Source organism: Chryseobacterium sp. AC417 (assembly GCF_979258215.1).
In genome coordinates, this window is the sequence record NZ_OZ409845.1 from 2,104,955 (window position 1) to 2,125,892 (window position 20,938).

At 34.9% G+C, this 20,938-nt stretch carries 21 protein-coding genes and 1 pseudogene; 9 read left to right on the forward strand and 13 right to left on the reverse strand.

Annotation, left to right across the window (positions count from 1 at the left end; genetic code table 11):
- The first annotated feature begins 41 nt into the window (after nt 1-41).
- The 4 genes from ACZZ9T_RS10070 (at nt 42) to ACZZ9T_RS10085 (ending at nt 3,829) form a co-directional block, all read left to right on the forward strand.
- Nucleotides 42-1,022: an EamA family transporter gene (locus ACZZ9T_RS10070; protein WP_463441978.1), complete on the forward strand. Its 981-nt coding sequence runs from the start codon at nt 42-44 to the stop codon at nt 1,020-1,022.
- Nucleotides 1,023-1,106: 84 nt separating this feature from the next.
- The gene (locus tag ACZZ9T_RS10075; protein ID WP_463441979.1) at nt 1,107-2,102 is read left to right on the forward strand and encodes an alpha/beta fold hydrolase; all 996 of its coding nucleotides are present in this window, start codon (nt 1,107-1,109) and stop codon (nt 2,100-2,102) included.
- A 97-nt stretch (nt 2,103-2,199) separates the two neighbouring features.
- Nucleotides 2,200-3,090 (forward strand): ChaN family lipoprotein, encoded by an 891-nt coding sequence (locus tag ACZZ9T_RS10080; protein ID WP_463441980.1) that lies wholly within the window; start codon nt 2,200-2,202, stop codon nt 3,088-3,090.
- A gap of 109 nt (nt 3,091-3,199) precedes the next feature.
- Nucleotides 3,200-3,829 (forward strand): peptide deformylase, encoded by a 630-nt coding sequence (locus tag ACZZ9T_RS10085; protein WP_463441981.1) that lies wholly within the window; start codon nt 3,200-3,202, stop codon nt 3,827-3,829.
- A 69-nt stretch (nt 3,830-3,898) separates the two neighbouring features.
- On the opposite strand, the gene ACZZ9T_RS10090 is transcribed toward ACZZ9T_RS10085, so the two are convergent.
- The 9 genes and pseudogenes from ACZZ9T_RS10090 to ACZZ9T_RS10130 all read right to left on the reverse strand — a co-directional run bounded on the left by ACZZ9T_RS10090 (nt 3,899) and on the right by ACZZ9T_RS10130 (nt 11,943).
- A complete protein-coding gene (locus tag ACZZ9T_RS10090) occupies nt 3,899-4,264 on the reverse strand; it encodes a hypothetical protein (RefSeq protein WP_463441982.1) in 366 nt (121 codons plus the stop codon).
- A 12-nt stretch (nt 4,265-4,276) separates the two neighbouring features.
- Nucleotides 4,277-5,006 (reverse strand): annotated as a pseudogene (gene lipB, locus ACZZ9T_RS10095) (lipoyl(octanoyl) transferase LipB).
- A 31-nt stretch (nt 5,007-5,037) separates the two neighbouring features.
- The gene (gene trpA, locus ACZZ9T_RS10100; RefSeq protein WP_463441983.1) at nt 5,038-5,817 is read right to left on the reverse strand and encodes a tryptophan synthase subunit alpha; all 780 of its coding nucleotides are present in this window, start codon (nt 5,815-5,817) and stop codon (nt 5,038-5,040) included.
- 43 nt (nt 5,818-5,860) lie between these two features.
- A complete protein-coding gene (gene trpB / locus ACZZ9T_RS10105) occupies nt 5,861-7,069 on the reverse strand; it encodes a tryptophan synthase subunit beta (RefSeq protein WP_463441984.1) in 1,209 nt (402 codons plus the stop codon).
- Nucleotides 7,056-7,724, reverse strand: a complete 669-nt coding sequence (locus ACZZ9T_RS10110) for a phosphoribosylanthranilate isomerase (RefSeq protein WP_463441985.1) — start codon at nt 7,722-7,724, stop codon at nt 7,056-7,058. The genes trpB and ACZZ9T_RS10110 overlap by 14 nt, the downstream gene beginning before the upstream one ends.
- Nucleotides 7,721-8,506: an indole-3-glycerol phosphate synthase TrpC gene (gene trpC / locus ACZZ9T_RS10115; protein ID WP_463441986.1), complete on the reverse strand. Its 786-nt coding sequence runs from the start codon at nt 8,504-8,506 to the stop codon at nt 7,721-7,723. Before trpC ends, ACZZ9T_RS10110 begins: the two co-directional genes overlap by 4 nt.
- Before the next feature lie 221 nt (nt 8,507-8,727).
- Nucleotides 8,728-9,717: an anthranilate phosphoribosyltransferase gene (gene trpD / locus ACZZ9T_RS10120; RefSeq protein WP_463441987.1), complete on the reverse strand. Its 990-nt coding sequence runs from the start codon at nt 9,715-9,717 to the stop codon at nt 8,728-8,730.
- Nucleotides 9,718-9,792: 75 nt separating this feature from the next.
- Entirely contained in the window at nt 9,793-10,407 is a 615-nt protein-coding gene (locus tag ACZZ9T_RS10125) for an anthranilate synthase component II (protein WP_463441988.1), read from the reverse strand.
- Between the two features lie 117 nt (nt 10,408-10,524).
- A complete protein-coding gene (locus ACZZ9T_RS10130; RefSeq protein WP_463441989.1) occupies nt 10,525-11,943 on the reverse strand; it encodes an anthranilate synthase component I family protein in 1,419 nt (472 codons plus the stop codon).
- Nucleotides 11,944-12,285: 342 nt separating this feature from the next.
- Here ACZZ9T_RS10130 and ACZZ9T_RS10135 point away from each other — a divergent pair, with 342 nt between their 5' ends.
- From ACZZ9T_RS10135 to rlmF, 3 genes are read left to right on the forward strand one after another with little or no spacing between them, the layout of a single operon-like run.
- Entirely contained in the window at nt 12,286-12,498 is a 213-nt protein-coding gene (locus ACZZ9T_RS10135) for a hypothetical protein (protein ID WP_463441990.1), read from the forward strand.
- Complete coding sequence (locus tag ACZZ9T_RS10140; RefSeq protein ID WP_463441991.1) at nt 12,498-12,860, forward strand: c-type cytochrome; 363 nt, start codon at nt 12,498-12,500, stop codon at nt 12,858-12,860. Before ACZZ9T_RS10135 ends, ACZZ9T_RS10140 begins: the two co-directional genes overlap by 1 nt.
- Nucleotides 12,861-12,863: 3 nt before the next feature.
- The gene (gene rlmF / locus ACZZ9T_RS10145; protein WP_463441992.1) at nt 12,864-13,793 is read left to right on the forward strand and encodes a 23S rRNA (adenine(1618)-N(6))-methyltransferase RlmF; all 930 of its coding nucleotides are present in this window, start codon (nt 12,864-12,866) and stop codon (nt 13,791-13,793) included.
- A 70-nt stretch (nt 13,794-13,863) separates the two neighbouring features.
- Here the strand turns inward: rlmF and ACZZ9T_RS10150 are convergent, their stop codons facing one another.
- On the reverse strand, nt 13,864-15,462 hold the full coding sequence (locus tag ACZZ9T_RS10150; RefSeq protein ID WP_463441993.1) for a hypothetical protein: 1,599 nt from the start codon (nt 15,460-15,462) through the stop codon (nt 13,864-13,866).
- A gap of 310 nt (nt 15,463-15,772) precedes the next feature.
- Between ACZZ9T_RS10150 and lysS the strand changes: the two genes are divergently transcribed.
- Both lysS and ACZZ9T_RS10160 read left to right on the forward strand, forming a co-directional pair.
- Complete coding sequence (gene lysS / locus ACZZ9T_RS10155; protein ID WP_463441994.1) at nt 15,773-17,470, forward strand: lysine--tRNA ligase; 1,698 nt, start codon at nt 15,773-15,775, stop codon at nt 17,468-17,470.
- A 98-nt stretch (nt 17,471-17,568) separates the two neighbouring features.
- Nucleotides 17,569-18,393, forward strand: coding sequence for an OmpA family protein (locus ACZZ9T_RS10160; protein WP_463441995.1), 825 nt, complete (start codon nt 17,569-17,571; stop codon nt 18,391-18,393).
- 3 nt (nt 18,394-18,396) lie between these two features.
- Here the strand turns inward: ACZZ9T_RS10160 and ACZZ9T_RS10165 are convergent, their stop codons facing one another.
- From ACZZ9T_RS10165 to ACZZ9T_RS10175, 3 genes are read right to left on the reverse strand one after another with little or no spacing between them, the layout of a single operon-like run.
- Nucleotides 18,397-18,900: a hypothetical protein gene (locus tag ACZZ9T_RS10165; protein WP_463442997.1), complete on the reverse strand. Its 504-nt coding sequence runs from the start codon at nt 18,898-18,900 to the stop codon at nt 18,397-18,399.
- Nucleotides 18,845-19,408 carry a cytochrome d ubiquinol oxidase subunit II gene (locus ACZZ9T_RS10170; protein ID WP_463441996.1) on the reverse strand — a complete coding sequence of 188 codons (564 nt, stop codon included), beginning with the start codon at nt 19,406-19,408 and terminating at the stop codon, nt 18,845-18,847. The genes ACZZ9T_RS10165 and ACZZ9T_RS10170 overlap by 56 nt, the downstream gene beginning before the upstream one ends.
- On the reverse strand, nt 19,405-20,748 hold the full coding sequence (locus ACZZ9T_RS10175) for a cytochrome ubiquinol oxidase subunit I (RefSeq protein ID WP_463441997.1): 1,344 nt from the start codon (nt 20,746-20,748) through the stop codon (nt 19,405-19,407). The genes ACZZ9T_RS10170 and ACZZ9T_RS10175 overlap by 4 nt, the downstream gene beginning before the upstream one ends.
- Nucleotides 20,749-20,938 lie beyond the last annotated feature (190 nt).

Here is a 20,938-nt window from a genome sequence, read left to right on the forward strand (position 1 = left end):
CAAATTTTTAAATTGTAACTTTGCCGGCCGAAAAAATGGTTATGGAGAAGAAAAATATTTTAAAAGGAGTTTTGTTTGTTGGGGTAGGAGCGAGTATTTACGGGATGTTGGCAACTTTTGTAAAAATGTCTTACAAAGATGGGTTTACTACATCAGAGGTTACTACTGCACAGTTTGTTATGGGATTTGTAGGTCTTTTGATCTTAAATTTTATACAGACCATCACTTCAAAAACAACGTTGTCATCACCCACTTCGAAAGAGTTTAAAATGTTGCTTTTGGCAGGAACTTCTTTAGGCTGCACAAGCCTGTTTTATTATATTTCGGTTCAGTATATCAATGTGTCGATTGCTATTGTTCTGTTGATGCAATCTGTGTGGTTCAGTGTGGTTGTGGAAAGTTTTTTAGCTAAAAAATTACCCAATCTCAGAAAAGTAGTTTCAGTTTGCATCGTTTTACTGGGTACTGTTTTAGCAACCAATCTCATTAATTTAGAAGTGAAAATCGATTGGCACGGCATCTTTTGGGGATTGCTTGCAGCGGCTTCTTTCACGATGACGATGTTTACGTCCAACAAATTAGCGACTGGATTACCGGTTCTCAGAAAAAGTATTATTATGCTTTCCGGAGGTTCGGTTATTGTTCTGTTATTTTTATTTTTTTCACAGATTGGCCCCATGTATTTTGAGGATTTGAAATCATTTTATTTAAATTTTACCGAAAATACGCAGCACATCCGATCATTCGATTATTCTATATTCTGGACATACGGATTTATTTTAGCCCTTTTCGGAACCGTTATTCCACCAATTTTATTTAATCTTGGATTTCCGAATACCGGTTTGGGTTTGGGAAGCATCATTTCATCATTAGAACTTCCGGTTTCAGTTACCATGGCTTATGTTCTACTCGGTGAAGAGGTTGTGCTCATTCAATGGTTGGGAATTATTTTAATACTGTTTGCTATTGTTTTGATGAATCTGCCATCAAAAAATCAAAATATGGTGTCAGAATTTTCTTAGAACTTATAATTAAATTATAAATAATCCTAAAAACTGTTTCTTTTGAAACGGTTTTTTTAAATTTAAGTTCTAAAATAAATTTTCATGAAATATTTTAAAAATGCAGTGGTTGTAATGATGTTTTCAATGGCACCGGTATCGGTTTTTTCTCAGATAAAACCTCTGGATGCAATGCTTACCAATTACCAATATCCTTTTGAGGTTCATTTTAAAGATTTTAATTCGCAAAAACAGAACCTGAAAATGGCTTACATGGATGTAAAACCCAAAAAATCAAATGGAAATACCATCATGCTTCTTCATGGGAAGAATTTTAACGGTGCATATTGGAAAAAAACAGCAGAAGATCTTTCAGATAAAGGTTTCAGAGTTATTATTCCGGATCAGATTGGTTTTGGGAAATCTTCTAAACCTCAAAGTTATCAGTTCTCATTTGCACAATTGGCAAGCAATACGAAAGCTATTTTAGATGATTTAAAAATTGAAAAAGTGATTGTTTTAGGACATTCAATGGGCGGAATGGTTGCCGTAAGATTTACCTTAATGTATCCTGAAACTGTTGAAAAATTGATTCTTGAAAATCCTATAGGCCTTGAAGACTACAAAACTTTGGCAAAATATCAAACCGTAGATGAAGCGTATCAATCTGAACTTAAAAATACCGCAGAATCCTACAAAAAGTACCAGCTAACATTTTATTACGACAACAAATGGAAAGAAGAATATCAACCTTGGCTGGATATTATTGCGGGTTGGACGCTGCATAAAGATTACCCACAAGTCGCCTGGAATGCTGCCTTGACGAGCGATATCATCTTTAATCAGCCTGTCGTTTACGAATTTAAAAATATAAAAACTCCCACGTTACTTATTATAGGAACAAGAGATCGAACTGCAATCGGAAAAGACCGCGCTCCAAAAGAGATTCAGCCAACAATGGGACAATATCAGCAATTGGGAAAGAAAACACAGCAGCAAATCGCAGGATCAAAATTGCTAGAGTTAGAAAATGTTGGTCATCTTCCGCACATCGAAGTGTATGACAAATTTTGGACTGCATTGTACGATTTTATAAAATAAAAAATATCAGATGTGAAGAAATCTCCTGACATAAGACAAATCTGCTTGCCAAAAGAGAAAGATTTAAACACTTCAAATGAACCAACTATCTTTGCAAATGAAAAAAGACTTAAAAATGAAAAACGTCATTTCAGCTTTATTACTGATCTGCTTTTGTTCAATAAATGCTCAGAATTTAAAATCTTTTCAGTTTTATACTCAAAAAGGAAATAAAATAAAAACCGATAAATTAGTTAAAGAATTAGCAAAATATGATGTCGTTTTCTTTGGAGAAAATCATAACAGCTCAATCAATCACTGGCTTCAATTAAAGATCACCGAGGCATTATTTGAAAAGAAAAACGGACAGATTATTTTAGGCGCCGAAATGTTTGAAAGAGATAATCAATCTCAATTAAACAATTATTTAAGTGGAAAATTTGATGCTAAAACCCTGAAGGATTCTGCTCGTTTATGGAATAATTTTACCACAGATTATAAGCCATTGCTAGATTTTGCTAAAGACAAAAAACTGAAATTTCTCGCAACCAATGTTCCGAGAAAATATGCTTCTAAAACCGCAAAAGAAGGTCTCGAATCCTTGAATAACTTAAGCCAAAAAGAAAAAACTTACATTGCCCAGCTTCCTGTTAAAGTTACGTTAGACACTCCCGGTTATCCTGAAATGAAAAAGATGATGGGTGAGCATGCTGAAGGAACAAAAGTGATGAATTTCATCTCTGCACAGGCAATAAAAGATGCAACAATGGCAGAATCTATCTTGAAAAATAGGGAAGCAGGAAAAATATTCATCCATTACAACGGAAATTTTCATAGCAAAGAATTTGGCGGAATTTACTGGTATATCAAACAGAAAACTCCGAATCTTAAAATGGCAGTTATCTCTGTATTTGAATCAGAAGATCCTGAGTTGAAACTTCCTGAAAAGGATTATATTCCAACCGATTTTAATCTGATCATTCCAGCGGATATGACGAAGACTTATTAAAAGTATATAAATAGGAGCGGGCTTTAGCCCGCTTTTAAAAGAAATACATCAATAGGCTTTAGCCAAAACATAAAAACATCTTTATATTTGTTTAAGATTCAAGAATAAAATGAAAAAACTATCCTTTCTGTTCATGCTTTTTGTCGGGTTTGTAAATGCTCAGAAATTGACTACCACTGAAATATCTCTGATCAATCAAGGCAATATTAAAACCTTATTACCCATCTTTCAAACGACAGATACTCATCAGCATTCCACTTTATTAGGTCAATCAACAGAAATCGATCCTTTAGATCCAAACACATCAATTTTGGTTGCAAGAATGAAAGAATCTCTTCTTTCAACAGATGGCGGAGTAGGAATTGCCGCACCACAAGTTGGGATCAACAGAAAAGTAATCTGGGTGCAGCGTTTTGATAAAGAAGGCGAACCATTAGAGTATTTTATCAATCCGGTGATTACCTGGAAATCTGAATTACAGAATCTCGGCTCGGAAGGTGATCTTTCAATTCCTGAATTCAGAGGTGAATTTTACAGAAGCAAAATCATTCAGTTGGAATATGTTGATTTGAAAGGGCAAAAATACTCAGAAATCGTAGAAGGTTTCACCGCCGTTATTTTCCAGCATGAGATTGACCATCTTTTCGGGATTTTAATTTCAGATAAAAAAGAGAAGGAAATAAATGTTGAGTATATAAAAGTGGATGCTTATAAGAGAAGTGATTCTGTAAGGAGGTAATGAGAATTTAAATGCTTGAAATTTCACGACTATTTTTCTGCTCAAAACTAAATCCAATCGTAGAAAATACTATTGATTATTTCTGTAATTCTCAAGTAAATTATTTTGAATTATTGTATCATTTCTAAATATATATTCTATAGAATCACCTTTGTTTTTGGAAATGGAATCTCCTATTTGATAAGAAAATTCTAAAATTTTACCGGTTCCATTTGAGTATTTAACATAAGGGAAGTTGTGTTGTTCTTTATTATTATAAATATCAATTACTGAGGTGTTTCTTTCTATATTTAATAAAATATTTTTAGTAATATCATCACCATGAAAATATTCTCGAATAACTAAAAAACCAATAATCACCAAAAAAAAAGCAAAGATTAATAATTTGATTTTTCTTTCAATACCAGGTTCAAATTGTATATGACCGTAACTCAAAACTGTATGTAATTATTTATTCACCAATTCCGCTCCAAAAACATCCGCAAAATGCTTTCTGATCTTCAATTTAATATCTTCAACTTCTTCAGAAGTCAATTCTCTTTCCAGTTCTCTTTTCAAAGAAGTCACCTGTTTGTCTTTAATTCCGCAAGGAATAATATATTCAAAATAACGCATATCGGTATTAACATTGAATGCAAAACCATGCAAAGTGACCCAACGAGAAGCTTTTACACCCATTGCACAGATTTTTCTGGCATACGGTTTTCCTACATCAAGCGCAGACTCCCGTTTCTCCCGGTGAACGTTCACCATTTAAACCAAATTCTGCCATCGTTCTGATAATAACTTCTTCAAGATTTCGCATATATAAATGAATATCAGTGAAGAAATTTTCAAGATCTAAAATCGGATACCCCACGATTTGTCCGAAGCCATGATACGTTATATCTCCGCCACGATTTACTTTTACAAAAGTTGCATCAATTTCCTTGAGTTTATCAATTCCGGCAAGCATATTTTCTTCATGACCGCTTTTTCCCAAAGTGTAAACGTGAGGATGCTCTACCAAAAGAAAATGGTTTGAAGTTGTCAAATGATTTTCAGGGGATAAATCCCGGTTTTTGATTTTAGTATCAATAATGCCTTTCATCAGTTTTTCCTGATAATCCCAGGAAGACTGATAATCTTTGATGCCTAAATCTTCAAATGCAACGACTTTATTTTGATGTGTGTTCATGCCTTTTATTAACAGACAAATTTAGTGAATTTTAATTTTTTATAGAATGAATAAAATCTATGGCATTTATCTTCCATTCTTTATCATTCAGTAAAATATTGACAAAGGCTGTTCCGATGATTCCACCATCTGCTTTTTCAGTAACATTTTCAAAATCTTCTTTAGATTTAATTCCGAAACCGATCATTACAGGATTTTTTATTGGAAGTGATGCAATTCTTGATAGATATTCTTCGTTTTTTAAAACAGTATTCTCACTCCCTGTTGTAGAAGACGAACTGACTGCATACAAAAATCCTGAACTTAAAGAATCTAAATACAGAATTCTCTCATCCGAAGTTTCAGGAGTGATCAGAAAAGTAAAATTGAGATTGTATTTCTCTAAAATTTTCTGATAATTTTTTTCAAACTCAATGGGTGGGAGATCAGGAATAATTAATCCTGAAACTCCGCTTTCAGAACATTCTCTGCAGAAATTTTCAAACCCGAAACTTAAAACAGGATTGATATAGCCCATCAGAATCACGGGAATTCTGATATCATTTTTAATGGATTTTAATTGCGAAAAAAGTTTTTCAATAGTCATTCCGTTTTTCAAAGCCAGTTCATGAGCTTTTTGAATAACCGGACCGTCGGCAACAGGATCAGAATAAGGCATCCCGATTTCCATCATATCTGCCCCGGCATTTTGGATAAGTTTTACAATTTCAGCTGTATCATCCAATTGTGGAATTCCTGCTGTGAAATAGATATTGAGAAGTTTTTTAATTTGGAAGCTGGATGCTGGAAGTTTGATGTTGTGTGAATACATAATTAATTAAATTTAGGTTGAAAAATTCTATTTTTTAATGGAATTAAACTTCCGCCTTCTGACTTCCATCTTCCAGCATCTTTAAATACGTTTCCATATCCTTATCGCCACGCCCGCTCAGACAGATGACAACAATATCATTTTCATGAAAGTTCTTTTTAGTTAAAACCGCTAAAGCATGAGCACTTTCTAAAGCAGGAATAATTCCTTCGAGTTTTGTGAGCTCAAAAGCCGATTGCAACGCTTCATCATCATCAATACTGAAAAATTCTGCACGATTTTCCTGAAATAAATGAGCATGAAAAGGTCCTATTCCCGGATAATCAAGACCTGCGGAGATAGAGTGTGGCTCAATAACCTGCCCGTCATTAGTCTGCATCACCAGACTTTTGCTTCCGTGCAAAACACCTAAAGTTCCCAGAAAAGTAGTTGCAGCAGATTTCCCAGAATTAATTCCAAAACCGCCCGCTTCTGCGGCAATAATTTTTACATTTTCTTCCTCAACAAAATGATAAAAAGCACCTGCAGCATTGCTTCCACCGCCAACGCATGCTATGACATAATCCGGATTTTCTCTTCCAATTTGTTCGTGAAGCTGTTCTTTAATTTCTTTTGAAATAACACTTTGAAATCTCGCTACCAGATCAGGAAAAGGATGTGGTCCAACCACGCTTCCGATGACGTAATGTGTTGTCGTTGAATTATTAATCCAATCTCTTAATGCTTCATTCACAGCATCTTTCAAAGTTTTAGAACCTGAAGTTGCGGGGATAACAGTTGCACCCAGCATTTTCATTCTTCCAACATTGGGAGCCTGTCTTGCGATATCAACTTCTCCCATATAAACGATGCATTCCAGACCCAGCAAAGCACAGGCAGTTGCGGTTGCAACACCATGTTGTCCGGCTCCGGTTTCAGCAATAATTCTATGCTTTCCGAGACGTTTTGCCAATAAAACCTGTCCCAGTGCATTATTGATTTTATGCGCTCCGGTATGATTCAGGTCTTCTCTTTTTAAATAGATTTTAGTCTTATATTTTTCGCTCAAATTTTTCGAAAAATAGAGTGGAGTCGCTCGGCCGACATAATTTTTCAGTAAATCCTGATATTCATTTTGAAATTCTTCGGATTCTATGATTTCAATATAATTTTTCTGCAATTCTTCCACATTCGGATAGAGCATTTCCGGGATAAAAGCACCTCCGAATTCTCCATAATATCCGTTTTGATCTGGATTTTTATAATTTTTCATATAATTTTTTTATTTTTTCTACATCTTTGATTCCGGGTTCGACTTCAAATTTTGAGTTGACATCAATAGCAAATGGCTTTTGATTTAAATCATTCGTATGATCAAAGTTTTCCAAAGAAATTCCGCCGCTTAGAAAATAAAGAAATGGAATTTCCAATTTATTTAATAAATGCCAGTCGAAAGTTTTTCCGGTTCCGCCAAAAGCTTTTGAATCGGTGTCGAAAAGTAGGTAGTCAATGGTTGATGGTTTTTGGTTGATGGTTTTTTGTAATTCATTCGAGTTTTGATTTCCAACTCTGATTACTTTAATGATTTTAATTTGTGCTTTTAGCTTTTTTCTTAAATCATAAATAAAATCTTCATTTTCGTCACCGTGAAGCTGGATGATATTTAAACCTGCTTTTTCTGAAATGTCAACTATTTTTTCAATACTTTCATTTACAAAAACCCCAACTTTCCCTTGATGATTGATTTCAGAAATTTCCTTTAAATTCAAATGATTTAAAACAAATCTTGGTGATTTTTCATAGAAAATAAAGCCTAAATAATCAGTGTTCATAGCAATCAATTCCTGAATCTGATCCAGTTTTGTTAATCCGCAGACTTTGATTTTAAAATGTTGGCTATTTGTTGGTTGTTGTTGGTTTTCGGTCATGATTTAATTGATACATTAGAAACAAATTCAGAGAACTTATTTCCGGGGTTTGTGTTTTTCATGAAATATTCTCCCATTAAAAACCCGTCAAAGCCTTTCTCTTTCAGAAATTTAAAATCTTTTTCATTGTAAATTCCGCTTTCTGCAATGGATAAAATATTCTCAGGAAGCTGATTTTTAAGGTTAACAGAATGTTGTAAATCAACTTTGAAGTCTTTCAGGTTTCTGTTGTTGATGCCTACAAAGTCAATATTTTTATTGATGTGTTGAAGTTCTTCCTCGGTATGAATTTCCAGTAAAACTTCTAAACCCAGATGGTGTGCAAGCTCTGTAAATTCAGAAACCTGATCGGGTGAAAGACAGGCCGCAATCAATAGAATAAGATCTGCTCCGATTGATTTTGCCTCATACAACTGATATTCATCCATAATAAAATCTTTTCGCAGAATAGGAATATTGATTTTATTTCTCACATTTAAAATATCATCAAAACTTCCTCCAAAAAAATGGCTGTCAGTTAAAATAGAAACTGCACTCGCTCCGAAATTCTCATACGCTGAAACAACTTCTACGGGAGGAACTTTGTCATTAATAATTCCTTTGCTTGGAGACTGTCTCTTAAATTCGGCAATAATTCCGGATTTTGAATTCAGTGTTTCTTTCAATGATAAGGTTGTTCTGTTAAAAAATTCTGAATCTTTCAACTGCTCAACAGAAATTTTAGATTTTGAATTTTCAATTTCTAGTTTTTTTCTTTCCGTTATTGTATCTAAAATGTTCATTTTGCTTTTGATATTTTGAAAGTGTTTTTAATATTTTTTGTAAATCCTGAACTAAATTGTCTGTTGATGACTAAATTGCGACCCGACCTGAGTGGAGCTCTTTTTCCTGGCATTGCGATTGGATAATATTGATGAGAGATTGCTTCATTTTGTTCGCAATGACATAAAAAAAGCGGGAACGAAGGGCGGAAATTGTCGCCATAAACTGCCAATTAAAATTATCAACCATTAACTAATAACTTTAAACTATTCAAAGCTTTTCCACTCTCCAGGCTTTCCTTTGCAAGTGAAATACAATCCTGGTAAGAACCCCAATTGTTTGTGTGAAATAAAGCCGTTGCTGCATTCGCCAAAACAACAGCATTTTGATCTGCAGAGCCTTTTCCTTCTAATATAGTTCTGAAAATCTGAGCAGATTCTTCAATGGTAGAACCTCCCAAAATGTTTTGTGAATCAACCGGGTTAAACCCTAAATCTTCTGAAGTATATATTTCTTCACCGCTTTTAGTGATGATTTTGGTGTCGCCGGTAAGACTGATTTCGTCGTATCCGTCTAATCCATGCACGAGAATGAAGTCGCGACTGTCTTTCTGAAGTACATACTGATAAATTCTTGCAATCTCTAAATTGTAAACTCCGATTACAGAGAATTGAGGTTTTGCAGGGTTCACCAAGGGACCCAAAAGATTGAAAAAGGTTCGTAAACCAAGAGATTTTCTTAAAGCTCCAACAGATTGCAGTGCCGGATGAAAATAAGGAGCGTGGAGAAAACAAATGTTTGCTTTTTCTAAATCCTGATTGAGTTCTTCAGAAGTTTTTTTGAACTGATAACCTAAAGCTTCCAAAACATTGGATGATCCTGTAATCGCTGAAGCACCGTAATTTCCATGCTTGGTAACTTTTTGTCCGGTTCCGGCAACGATAAAGCTCGCTAAAGTCGAAATATTGATGGTGTTTTTTCCGTCACCGCCCGTTCCGACAATATCGATGGTGTTTTTTTCTTCTATATCTACAGGTACAGCCATGCTTAATAATGCCTGTCTGAAACCTTCGAGTTCTTCTAAAGTAATATTTCGCATCAGGAAAATACTGATAAAAGCTGTCACTTCAGTCGCATTGAATTTATTTTGAGCAATCTCAATCATAATCGCCTTTGCTTCCGATTTCGACAAAGTATGATGATTGAAAAGGTATTCTAGGATTTCTTTCATAGAGTAGGTATTTAGTTGTTGGTTTTTAGCTAGATTGGTATAAAATAAATTTCTGTCACCAATCAGCCAAATCAATCAACTATTTAAAAAATTCTTAATAATCTGGTTTCCATCAGGTGTTAAAATACTTTCAGGATGAAACTGAACTCCGTGAACGTCATAACTTCTATGCTGCAAAGCCATGATCATTCCATCGTGATCAGTTGCTGTAATTTCCAATTCTGCAGGAAAGTTTTCCGGGTTTACGGCCCAGCTGTGGTATCTTCCAACTTCAATTTCTTTGGGTAAATCTTTGAATAATTGTACGTTTTCTCTTGTGGTGGTTGAAGAGGTTGCCACTCCGTGAAATATTTCTGTCAGATTAATTAAGCTTCCTCCAAAAGCTTCTGCAATTGCCTGTTGACCAAGACAAACTCCCAAAATACTTTTAGTGGGAGCATATTTTTTTATTACCTCTAATAAAATTCCGGCTTCCTCGGGAATTCCCGGACCTGGAGAAAGAATGATTTTGTCATATTTTTCGATTTCTTCTAAGGAAATTTCATCGTTTCGGTAAACATCTACTTTTTGTTTGGTGATTTTTTCAATCATTTGAACGAGATTGTAGGTGAAGCTATCGTAGTTATCGAAGACCAATATTTTGGTTGTTGGTTGATCTATATCAGTTGTCATTTCTATATTTTGATTCATTTGTATTATTATTTAGTATTTAAAGTTCGGGCAAATTTGCGACCCGGCTTGAGCGGAACTCCTTTTGCGCAGCAAAAGAGTGGGAGCGGAAGACGGAAATTTGTCGCCATAAAAGTTTTAAACCAATCTTTCCGCCTTCTCTACCGCTCTTTTCAAAGCGTTCAATTTATTATTTACTTCTTCCAATTCGTTTTCAGGAATTGATTTTGCAACCAATCCTGCTCCTGCCTGATAAAATAAAGTATTGTTTTTACTTAAGAATGTTCGGATCATAATTGCCTGATTACAGTCGCCATTTAAACCAACCATCCCGATGCAGCCACCATAATATCCACGAGAATCTTTTTCGTATTCGTTGATAAGTTGAAGAGCTTTGTATTTTGGTGCTCCGCTTAAAGTTCCTTGTGGAAAAGTAGCAGAAACTATATCAAAAGGATTTGTGTTTTCTTCCAATTCGGCAGTTACTTCGCTGACCATGTGAATAACGTGGGAGAAAAGCTGAATTTCTTTCAGCTTGGTTACCGTTACATTTTTTCCTATTTTCCCTAAATCATTCCGGGCCAAATCTACCAACATCGTATGTTCTGCATTTTCTTTCGGGTCTTTTTTTAAAGCTTCAGCAGATTGTAAGTCGATATCAAAATCTCCGCTTCTTTTGAAAGTTCCTGCAATTGGGTGAATAGTAGCTGTATTGTTTTTAATAATTAATTGACTTTCAGGACTTGAACCAAATAATTTGTAATTTCCGTAATCAAAAAAGAAGAGATAAGGTGATGGATTGATATTTCTTAAGGCACGATACACATTGAATTCGTCTCCTTTAAATTTCTGTTCAAATCTTCTGCTGAGAACCAATTGAAAAACATCACCTCTTTTGCAGTGTTTTTGTGCTTTGTTTACCAATTCCAAATATTCTTCATCCGTAAGATTTGATGTTTCTGAACCTTCTTTTTCGAATGGGTAAACGAGTGTGTTTTTATTCTTAATTAAATCTTCCAGCAATCTCAATTCAGATTTTATGCCTTCAATCTGATTTTCTATCAAATGCATTTCATCGTTAAAATGATTAATTGCAATAACATATTGATACAATCTGTAACGCAGAATCGGAATTTCCACCTCTTTGCTCTGAGGTTTAAACTGAATATTTTCAAAAAGCGGAACGGCTTCAAAACTCGTATATCCGAAAAGACTTTGTGCAGTCTCTTCTATTGCATCATGTGTTTTTTCGCAAACAAAAACTTTTGAAAAATCATTCAATAAATTGGTCACTTGTATGTTTTCTAAAGATTTTTTCTCAGGATTTTCATTTGGGAATTTCACTTCAAATTCATGAAGATTCTTAATCTCAATTCCTGCAATGGCATTGATGGCAATAAAAGAGAAGTTATTGTCAAGATTCTTCGTGTCTGAGCTTTCTAGAAGAATAGTATCACGAAATTTATCCCTGATCTGCAGGTAAATATTCATCGGAGTCTGCAGATCGCCCAATGATTTTCTTGATGTGGTTTTAATATGGATTTTGTTATGAAACATTTGATAATTTTTGTAAATAATCGACAAAAAAAAGACTTCAACGCAATCGTCAAAGTCTCTGTATGTTTTTCTATAAGATTCTGGCTGTAATTAACAACAAGACAATAGCATCAGACTCGACGAGGAGTTTGAGTGCCACCACCAAAATTTGTTAACTGAATTATTCATGTGACAAATGTAAAACTTTTTTTCAGATCAGAAACAAAAAACTGAAAAAATAATTACGATTTAAAAAAGAATAAGAACGCTCTTATTTGAAACTTTATTTTTATATTTTTGTGACCAAATAAAAAATGAAATCTTTAGGCGATTTCAAGAAACAATTAATCTAAAAATCTATATATGAAAAAAGTATTAGCAATCGCATTTATCGGAAGTCTGTTTGCAGTAAGCTGTTCAAAAAAAACTGACAAATCTTTACAGGACAGCAACATTATGCTGGAAGAACCTGCAGCTCCAACTGTAGTAAGTGATTCTACAGCTAAAACCGATACAGCTCCGGCTACTGCAGTTCCTGCTTCATCACCATCTACAGATTCTACGGCGACTAAATAATGAAAAAACTTATTTTGACCGGATTTGTAAGCCTGCTTATTATTTCTTGTTCTAAAAAAGAAAATTCAGAAATACAGTCTTCGTTAGATATTTCCACTCCTGTTGTGACTAATGTTTCAGGGCAAAGCCTTATAGAAGCGTCTGATTGTATGTCTTGTCATAACGCCGATGAGCGAATGATTGGTCCTTCGTACAAAGAAATTGCAGGAAAATATTCTGAAAAGGATATCGAAATGCTTGCTTCAAAAATTATTGACGGAGGAAGCGGAGTTTGGGGAGAAGTTGCTATGCAGCCTCATCCGCAGATTTCAAAAGATGATGCAAAAAAAATGGTGGAATATATTTTAAGTCTCAAAAAATAATTGATGACCACCGAAAAATCAGGACTGCACACAAGAAATCTTCACCGAAATCCTTATGATTTTGAACAATTGATTTCCTGTGTGCCGGAACTGAAACACTATGTTTTTAATAACACTTACGGAAATTTAACCATCAATTTCAGCATCCCAAAAGCGGTAAAATTACTTAATAAAGCCTTATTGGAGTATTTTTATCAAGTTAAAAACTGGGATATTCCAGATGAAAATCTCTGTCCGCCAATTCCCGGACGTGCAGATTATATTCATTACATTGCAGATTTATTGGCAGAAAATTTTATAGATATTCCGAAAGGTTTGTCGGTAAAAGGTCTGGATATCGGAACAGGAGCCAACCTGGTTTATCCATTAATTGCACATCAGTCTTACGGTTGGAAAATGTTGGGAACAGATATCAATCAAAAATCTCTGGAGAATGCTCAAAATATTTTAGATATAAATCAGGATTTTTCCTCAAATATTCAGCTAAAATTTCAGCCTGATTCCAATTTTATTTTCAAAAATATTCTTGGTTCTGACGACAGATTCACCTTCTCGATGTGCAATCCGCCTTTCCACGATTCTGAAGAATCTGCCATGAAAGGAAATCTCAGGAAAACAAAAAATCTTAAAAAATCTAAAGCTCAAAAACCTATCCTCAATTTTGGTGGACAACAATCTGAACTTTGGTGCGAAGGCGGTGAGCTTACGTTTATTTCAAAAATGATTGAAGAAAGTGTTTTGTATTCTTCTCAGATTCTGTGGTTTACATGTTTAGTTTCAAAAAAAGAAAATCTATACAAACTGACTTCACTTTTAAAGAAATCCAAGGCAATTGAAATAAGAATCATTGAAATGTCTCAAGGTCAAAAAGTAAGCAGGATTTTGATTTGGACTTTTGTTTCTCAAAAAGATCGGAAAAATTGGTTCGTGTAAAATTAAATATTTGGATGATTTAAAAATATAAAAGGCCTTACAAAAATTGTAAGACCTGTTTTACTATCAATTAGTTATAATCAACTTTGATAAAGAGATTATCATTATTAGCACCGTATGTTGCCCTTACAGTTTGAGAGCCTGAACAGCCAACTAGTCCCATAAGATCTATACGGTATGTTCCTGCAGGAAGATTTATATAAGAACTAGATGAATTATAATATGGACTATTTAAGTTCGGACTAGATGAAGTAGCGTTTGTATGTGAAACTGAAGAATATCCTAAGCCATCCTGTATGGTTGTGACACCTGTAGCATCTGATATTTTTGCCCAAGTGATTGATAGCCTAGGAGTTCCATCAGAAGTTACTACCCCTGTATTTGTGGTAATTGCTAAGGAAAGAGAATAAGATATAGAAACCAATGCAGGACGGGTAAGTGTAAAAGTAGTGTTATAAAGTGAACCGGTAGCTGATCCTACTGCTAAAATGGTACCGGCTGCATTTAATTGTACTGGCGTTGCATTAGGAATAACATTTGTGCTTGAGATTAATAATTCTGAAGATTTTCCTCTGTAAATATCACCGGTAGCGGTATCCATTACTAAAGGTACAGTACTGGTAGAAGGGCTTCCTACAGCAACCGGCTGCAAGTTGGTTACTCGTATTGGAGCCGGAGAAGCAGCTATAGCGGCATTTACATCTAATCTTCTTGCCGGAGCAGGCTGGTTAATACCTATATTTCCTGCGGGTGCAGCAAGAGAGCCATTCATTCCCGTACCAAAAATAATGTTGCCAATGTTCATTTGATTACTTGCTGTAGCGGTCTGAAGCGATATATTATTTCCTAAAGCAATATTATTACTTCCGGTAGTAAGGGTGGTAGCTGAACCGTTTCCTAGAATTGTATTATTTCCTCCCGATGATATAGCTGCTCCTGAATTTGTTCCTATAACTACATTGTTATTACCGGTAGTGCTACTCAAAGCACCATCTCCAATAGCTATATTTCTTTGTACCGTAGCAGATAAAGCACTGGCTAATGCGTTACCACCAATGGCAATATTATTGGATCCGCCACTAATGCCTTTTCCTGCATTAAAGCCTATACCGACATTTTGTACACCAGTAACCATATTACTTAAAGAGTTGTTTCCCAGTGCTACGTTTCCGGAACCTGATGCTGTAGTAGGTAATGATCCAACACCAAACGCAGTATTATTAGTGCTTAGCCAGCCAGCTTCGATATTATTTCTTTTAAAAACAAGATCCTGATCGTCCAGAGTACCGAGGAAATTAGTTCCCGCTGTTGTTCCTGAATTGCCCGTAAGATTCCAATCTTCACCTAATTGAAACGGTACCCATTTGTTTAAAGAATAATTATAGCTGTAATATCCTACAGATTTTACGTCTATGGTTTGCCCATCGGGAGCAGTATCTGCTGCTGTTACATAGACAATTGCACCATTTTGCTGGTCAGTGTAAATTTTAGCTCTTAACTGATTTCCAGTTAATCTTGGAACTAATAATCCGTCTAATACGGCTGGTTCATCAGGCTTACCTGTAATATCAACAGTTGCTTGAGGAATTGATGTGTTGATCCCTACTTGTGCGTTAATGTGTATGCCTAAACCTATCAAGGAAGACAAAATAATAATTTTTTTTTTCATAGTATTTTTCATTTGTATTCTAACAAAGATAGATTAATAATTTTAAAAAATTGGATTTTACATTAAATATTTAATTTTAATGTAAAATATTAAATTTAAAATTACTTTTTTTGAATAATTTGGTTTATTTTATTCATAATGTAAGCAAATGAAATATTCTGATTCTCTTTAAAAAAGTCACAATACAGGCAAAAAGATTTCTGTAACTATACATTGTGGCTGAATGAAGAATTTTTTTACAGCTAAAATATTTTGTTTGACTCGAACCTACAAAAACAGTTATCTTTGCCCGTTATTGAAATATAGAAAAATGCAATTATCAGAACAGGAAATCATTAGAAGAGAAAAGCTGAATAAGCTTGTTGAAATGGGAATCAATGCATTCCCAGCGGAAGAATATGTTATTACAGATACTACAGAATCTATAAAACAGGACTTTTCTGAAAGTAAACAGGTGAAGATAGCGGGGAGATTAATGTCCCGCAGGATTCAGGGGAAAGCTTCTTTTGCTGAATTGCAGGATTCTACGGGCAAAATTCAGGTGTACTTCAACAGAGACGAAATCTGTACAGGAGATGATAAAACTTTATACAATGATGTTTACAAACACCTTTTAGACATCGGTGATATTATCGGGATTGAAGGCAGTCTATTCACAACTCAGGTTGGAGAAATGACCGTTTTGGTGAAAAACTTTACCTTGCTTACCAAAGCATTACGACCGCTTCCTCAGGCAAAAACTGATGAAAACGGAATCGTGCATGACGCTTTCAACGATCCTGAAATGCGATATAGACAACGTTATGTTGATTTGACAGTAAATCCGCAGGTGAAAGAAATTTTCGTGAAAAGAACAAAACTGTTCAATGCCATGAGAACTTTCTTCAATGACGCAGGTTATTTTGAAGTTGAAACTCCAATTTTACAATCGATCCCCGGTGGAGCTGCTGCAAGACCGTTTATTACCCATCACAATGCTTTGGATATTCCATTATATCTAAGAATTGCAAACGAATTGTATCTGAAAAGATTGATTGTAGGTGGTTTTGACGGTGTTTACGAATTCTCGAAAAACTTCAGAAATGAAGGGATGGACAGAACTCACAACCCGGAATTTACTGCAATGGAAATTTATGTAGCCTACAAAGACTACAACTGGATGATGGATTTTACAGAAAAATTACTGGAATTCTGTGCAACTTCTGTGAACGGAAATTCAGAATCAACTTTTGGCGAACATACCATTAGTTGGAAAGCTCCATATCCAAGAGTTTCGATGACAGATGCCATTATCAAATATACAGGTTTCGATATTACAGGAAAATCTGAGCAGGAATTGTTCGATTTTGCAAAATCTATCGGAATTGACGTGAACGCAACGATGGGTAAAGGAAAGTTAATCGACGAAATTTTTGGTGAAAAGTGTGAAGGAAACTTCATTCAGCCTACGTTTATTACCGATTATCCGATCGAAATGTCTCCTTTGACTAAGAAACACAGAAGCAAAGAAGGTTTAACGGAGCGTTTTGAATTAATGGTTTGCGGAAAAGAAATTGCGAATGCTTATTCAGAATTAAATGATCCGATCGACCAGAGAGAGCGTTTCGAAGAGCAATTAAAATTAGCTGAAAAAGGCGATGATGAAGCAACAGGATTTATTGACGAAGACTTCTTAAGAGCCTTAGAATATGGAATGCCGCCAACGTCAGGTTTAGGAATCGGTATGGACAGACTGATTATGTTTTTAACGAATAATCCGTCTATTCAGGAAGTTTTATTCTTCCCTCAAATGAGACCGGAAAAGACCGTTGCTCAAATCGAATTGGGAGAAGACGAAAAATTGATCTTAGAAATTTTAAAATCCGGTGAGCAGATGCCATTAAATGATGTGAAGAATTTAAGCAAATTTTCAGGTAAAAAATGGGATAAAGCTTCTAAAATTTTAACGAAACATAATTTGGTTAAGGTGGAGAAAATTGAAGATGTTGTTTTGATGAAGTTGGTTTAAACTTAACTGAAAGTAAATAATAAAATCCTGAAAAAGCTTCAGGATTTTTCTTTGATATAAACTATAATTAAGTATTTCTCGTTGTTAAGAAAAAGCTGATGAAAACCTTCATACTCTTTTTTATGTTTCTCATTACCGTAACATTTGATGCACAAATGCTTACTTCCGTTTATTTTAAAACCAACAGTTACGAACTCAATCAGGAATCTAAAATAAGACTTGATAGTTTGTCTGAATTACAATCAAATTTTACCTTCAGAATTTTTGGAAATTGTGATCCTACAGGAAATGTAGAACTCAATAAAAAATTATCAGAAAACCGTGCAGCATCAGTCAGTGAATATTTAAAAAAGAAAATCGGAAGCAATATCAAATTAGGAAGTTCAGTAGGATTGGGAATAGAAAAACAAATCAATGACAACAGTACGGAAGAACTGAGGAAAAAAAACAGAAGGGTAGATATATTTATTGAAAAAGCATTTGCTCCCGGAGAGAAAATTTCAAGAAAAATGTATCCTAGTTTTCTCAGTGCAAAGATTGCAATGATGAAAGTGAAAGATACTTTTTCACTTCCTGATGTGAGTTTTGTTGGCGGACGTCATGTTTGGATTCCAATAGGTAACGCCAATTTGTCGAAACTTTCTAAAATTTTAAAAGAAAATCCTAACCTGGAGGTTGAACTGCAGGGTCATATTTGTTGCGATTACGATAATTTTGATGGTGAAGATATCGATTTAAAAACTTTTAATCTTTCATGGACGAGAGCCAATGCCATAAAAGAATTCTTAATAAAGCAGGGAATTCATCTCGATCGAATTACAGTAAAAGGACTCGGTCATCTCAATCCCGTTGTTTATCCCGAAATTACAGAAGGCGACCGAATAAAAAATAGGAGAGTTGAATTAGTTTTAATTAAAAAATAACATTTAAGATCTATTTTTAGCTTTTGTGAATGAAAACATCAGATAAAATAAAAACGGCAAAATAAATACAGAACCCAGCATTAGTGCCCAGGCTAAAGCTGTAATTGTCTTTGGAGCTGCAACATGTTCCAGAAGAGATAGATGCTCGCCGTTTCCTAGTAAGATAATATTCGGATTGTGCTGATACGTTGCCGCAACCAAAATCATGATGATCTGAAATCCAGCTAAAGCTCTTACCGGTAGAAATTTTCTATCATGCATTGCCTTTAAAATTAAACCTAAAGCAAACGTTGCAAAAGTGATTGCCATAACTCCCAATGGTTTTGAAAACACCCATCTTACCAATGGAATGCCCGAAAGGTATGCAGCTAAGAAAACTAATAATCCTGTAATAACAACAAAAATCATTGTTTGGTGAGATTTTTCAATCATCAAATTGAGCTCAAACCGGTCACTTATTTCTCTTAAAGAAAATATGGATGCTAAATAAGCGCAAAGTGCTACCACAAACAATCCTACAGCAACGCCGAACCAATTGAGCCAACTGAAGATGTATAAGCTCTGAAAATGTCGTAGCATCAGGATTGATAGATTGTGAAACCGTTGCAGCTGCTATTAATCCCAAGAAAAAAGGGGTAAGAAGACTCGCATAATAGAAGATTTGCGTGTATAAAAACTGCCAGTCATCTTTTACGGCATCATAATTTCTGAACGTGAATGCGGTTCCTCTTGCAATAATTCCTAAAAGCATCAATACCAATGGAATATGAAGATAAGTAGACATTGTGGTATATATTTCGGGAAATGCCACAAAGAGAATTACAATGGCAATAATCAGCCACATATGATTGGCTTCCCAAACGGGTGCAATCGAGTCGTACATTATTTTTTCGGTATATTTTCTTGCTTTCTTTTTAGAAATTAATTCTACAATTCCTGCTCCGAAATCGGCACCGCCTAAAATTACATAAAGACATACGGAAAGCCATAGAAATCCAATAACAACGTAAATCATAACTTTTTGTTTTTAGGGTTAAACTGCGCATCGGTAGGGTCGTAGAGTTTAGGAACCATTTGAATTTGTCTTCTCAGGAGGAATATAATAATTAATGATAATGAAATAAAAATTGCTGTAAAAAAATAAAATGAGTATTGAATTCCGGGCATTGGAGTAACAGCGTCGACTGTCTTCATAATTCCGTAAATAATCCAGGGTTGTCGCCCAACTTCTGTAACGGTCCAGCCCGCTTCCAAAGCAATATACCCAAAAGGCGTAGCAAAAAGGAAAGTTTTTAAAAGCCATTTTCTACTCAGCCAGTCTTTTTTAAAAAAGAAAGCGTAAAGGTACAGACTTCCAATGCAAATCATCACTACTCCAAAGAAAATCATCAACTGAAAGGCATAATGTACAACTGCTACAGGGGGCCACAAATCTTTCGAAAAATCATTCAGGCCTTTTACTTCAGCATTAAAATCATTTGTTGCCAAAAAACTTAAAAGTTTCGGAATTTTTACAGCATATTTAATTTCCCCTTTTTTTTCATCCGGAATTCCGCCAATGACGAAAGCAGCACCTTTTTCAGTTTCAAAATGAGCTTCCATTGTGGCTAATTTTATCGGCTGTCTTTCAGCAACAGATTTTGCTGCGACATCACCACTTAGAGGAGCACCAAAAGCACCAATCATTGCAAAGGCTGCCGCAATTCTAAACGCCTTGGTATGAAATTCTACATTCTTTTTTTTCATAATTAAAAATGCATGAACGCCTGCAACGGCAAATCCCGTCGCACAAAAAGCGGCAACCGTCATGTGTAAAGCCTGCGGAAACCAAGCTTCATTAAACATTGCTTTGATTGGATCAATATTCACGTATTCTCCATTAATATAATCAAAACCTGTGGGTGAATTCATCCATGCATTGGCTGCTACCACCAATATTCCGGAAGCTAAACCGCTTAAACCCACTAAAAATCCGCAAAACCAGTGAAACCATTTATTGAATTTATCCCAACCATACAGGAAAAATCCAATAGCAATGGCTTCAATAAAAAATGCTGTTCCTTCAAGAGAAAACGGCATTCCGAATATAGGTCCTGCGTGCTTCATAAATCCCGGCCAAAGTAGTCCTAATTCAAATGAAAGCATCGTTCCTGAAACAGCTCCGGTTGCGAATAGAATAGCTACGCCTTTGCTCCATGCTTTGGTAAGACCTTTGTAAATTTCATTTCCTGTTTTGAGATATTTCCAATGAGCAAAAGCCATCAGAAAAGGCATTACCATTCCGACACAGGCAAAAATGATATGAAAACCCAAAGAAAGCGCCATTTGTGCACGTGCAGCCAAAAAATCGTCCATAGTTTTAATTTTTCCAGCTTAAAGTTACGGATAAAATGATGGTAACATTATATGATTTAAAACATTACAATTAATTCAAATCTGCATTGTAACTTTATTGTTTTTTTGTTGAACGATCATTCAAATTTTAGGATAAATTCGGACATTTTAAGAGGTAAATTACTTTCATAAGTCGAAAAAAATCACGATA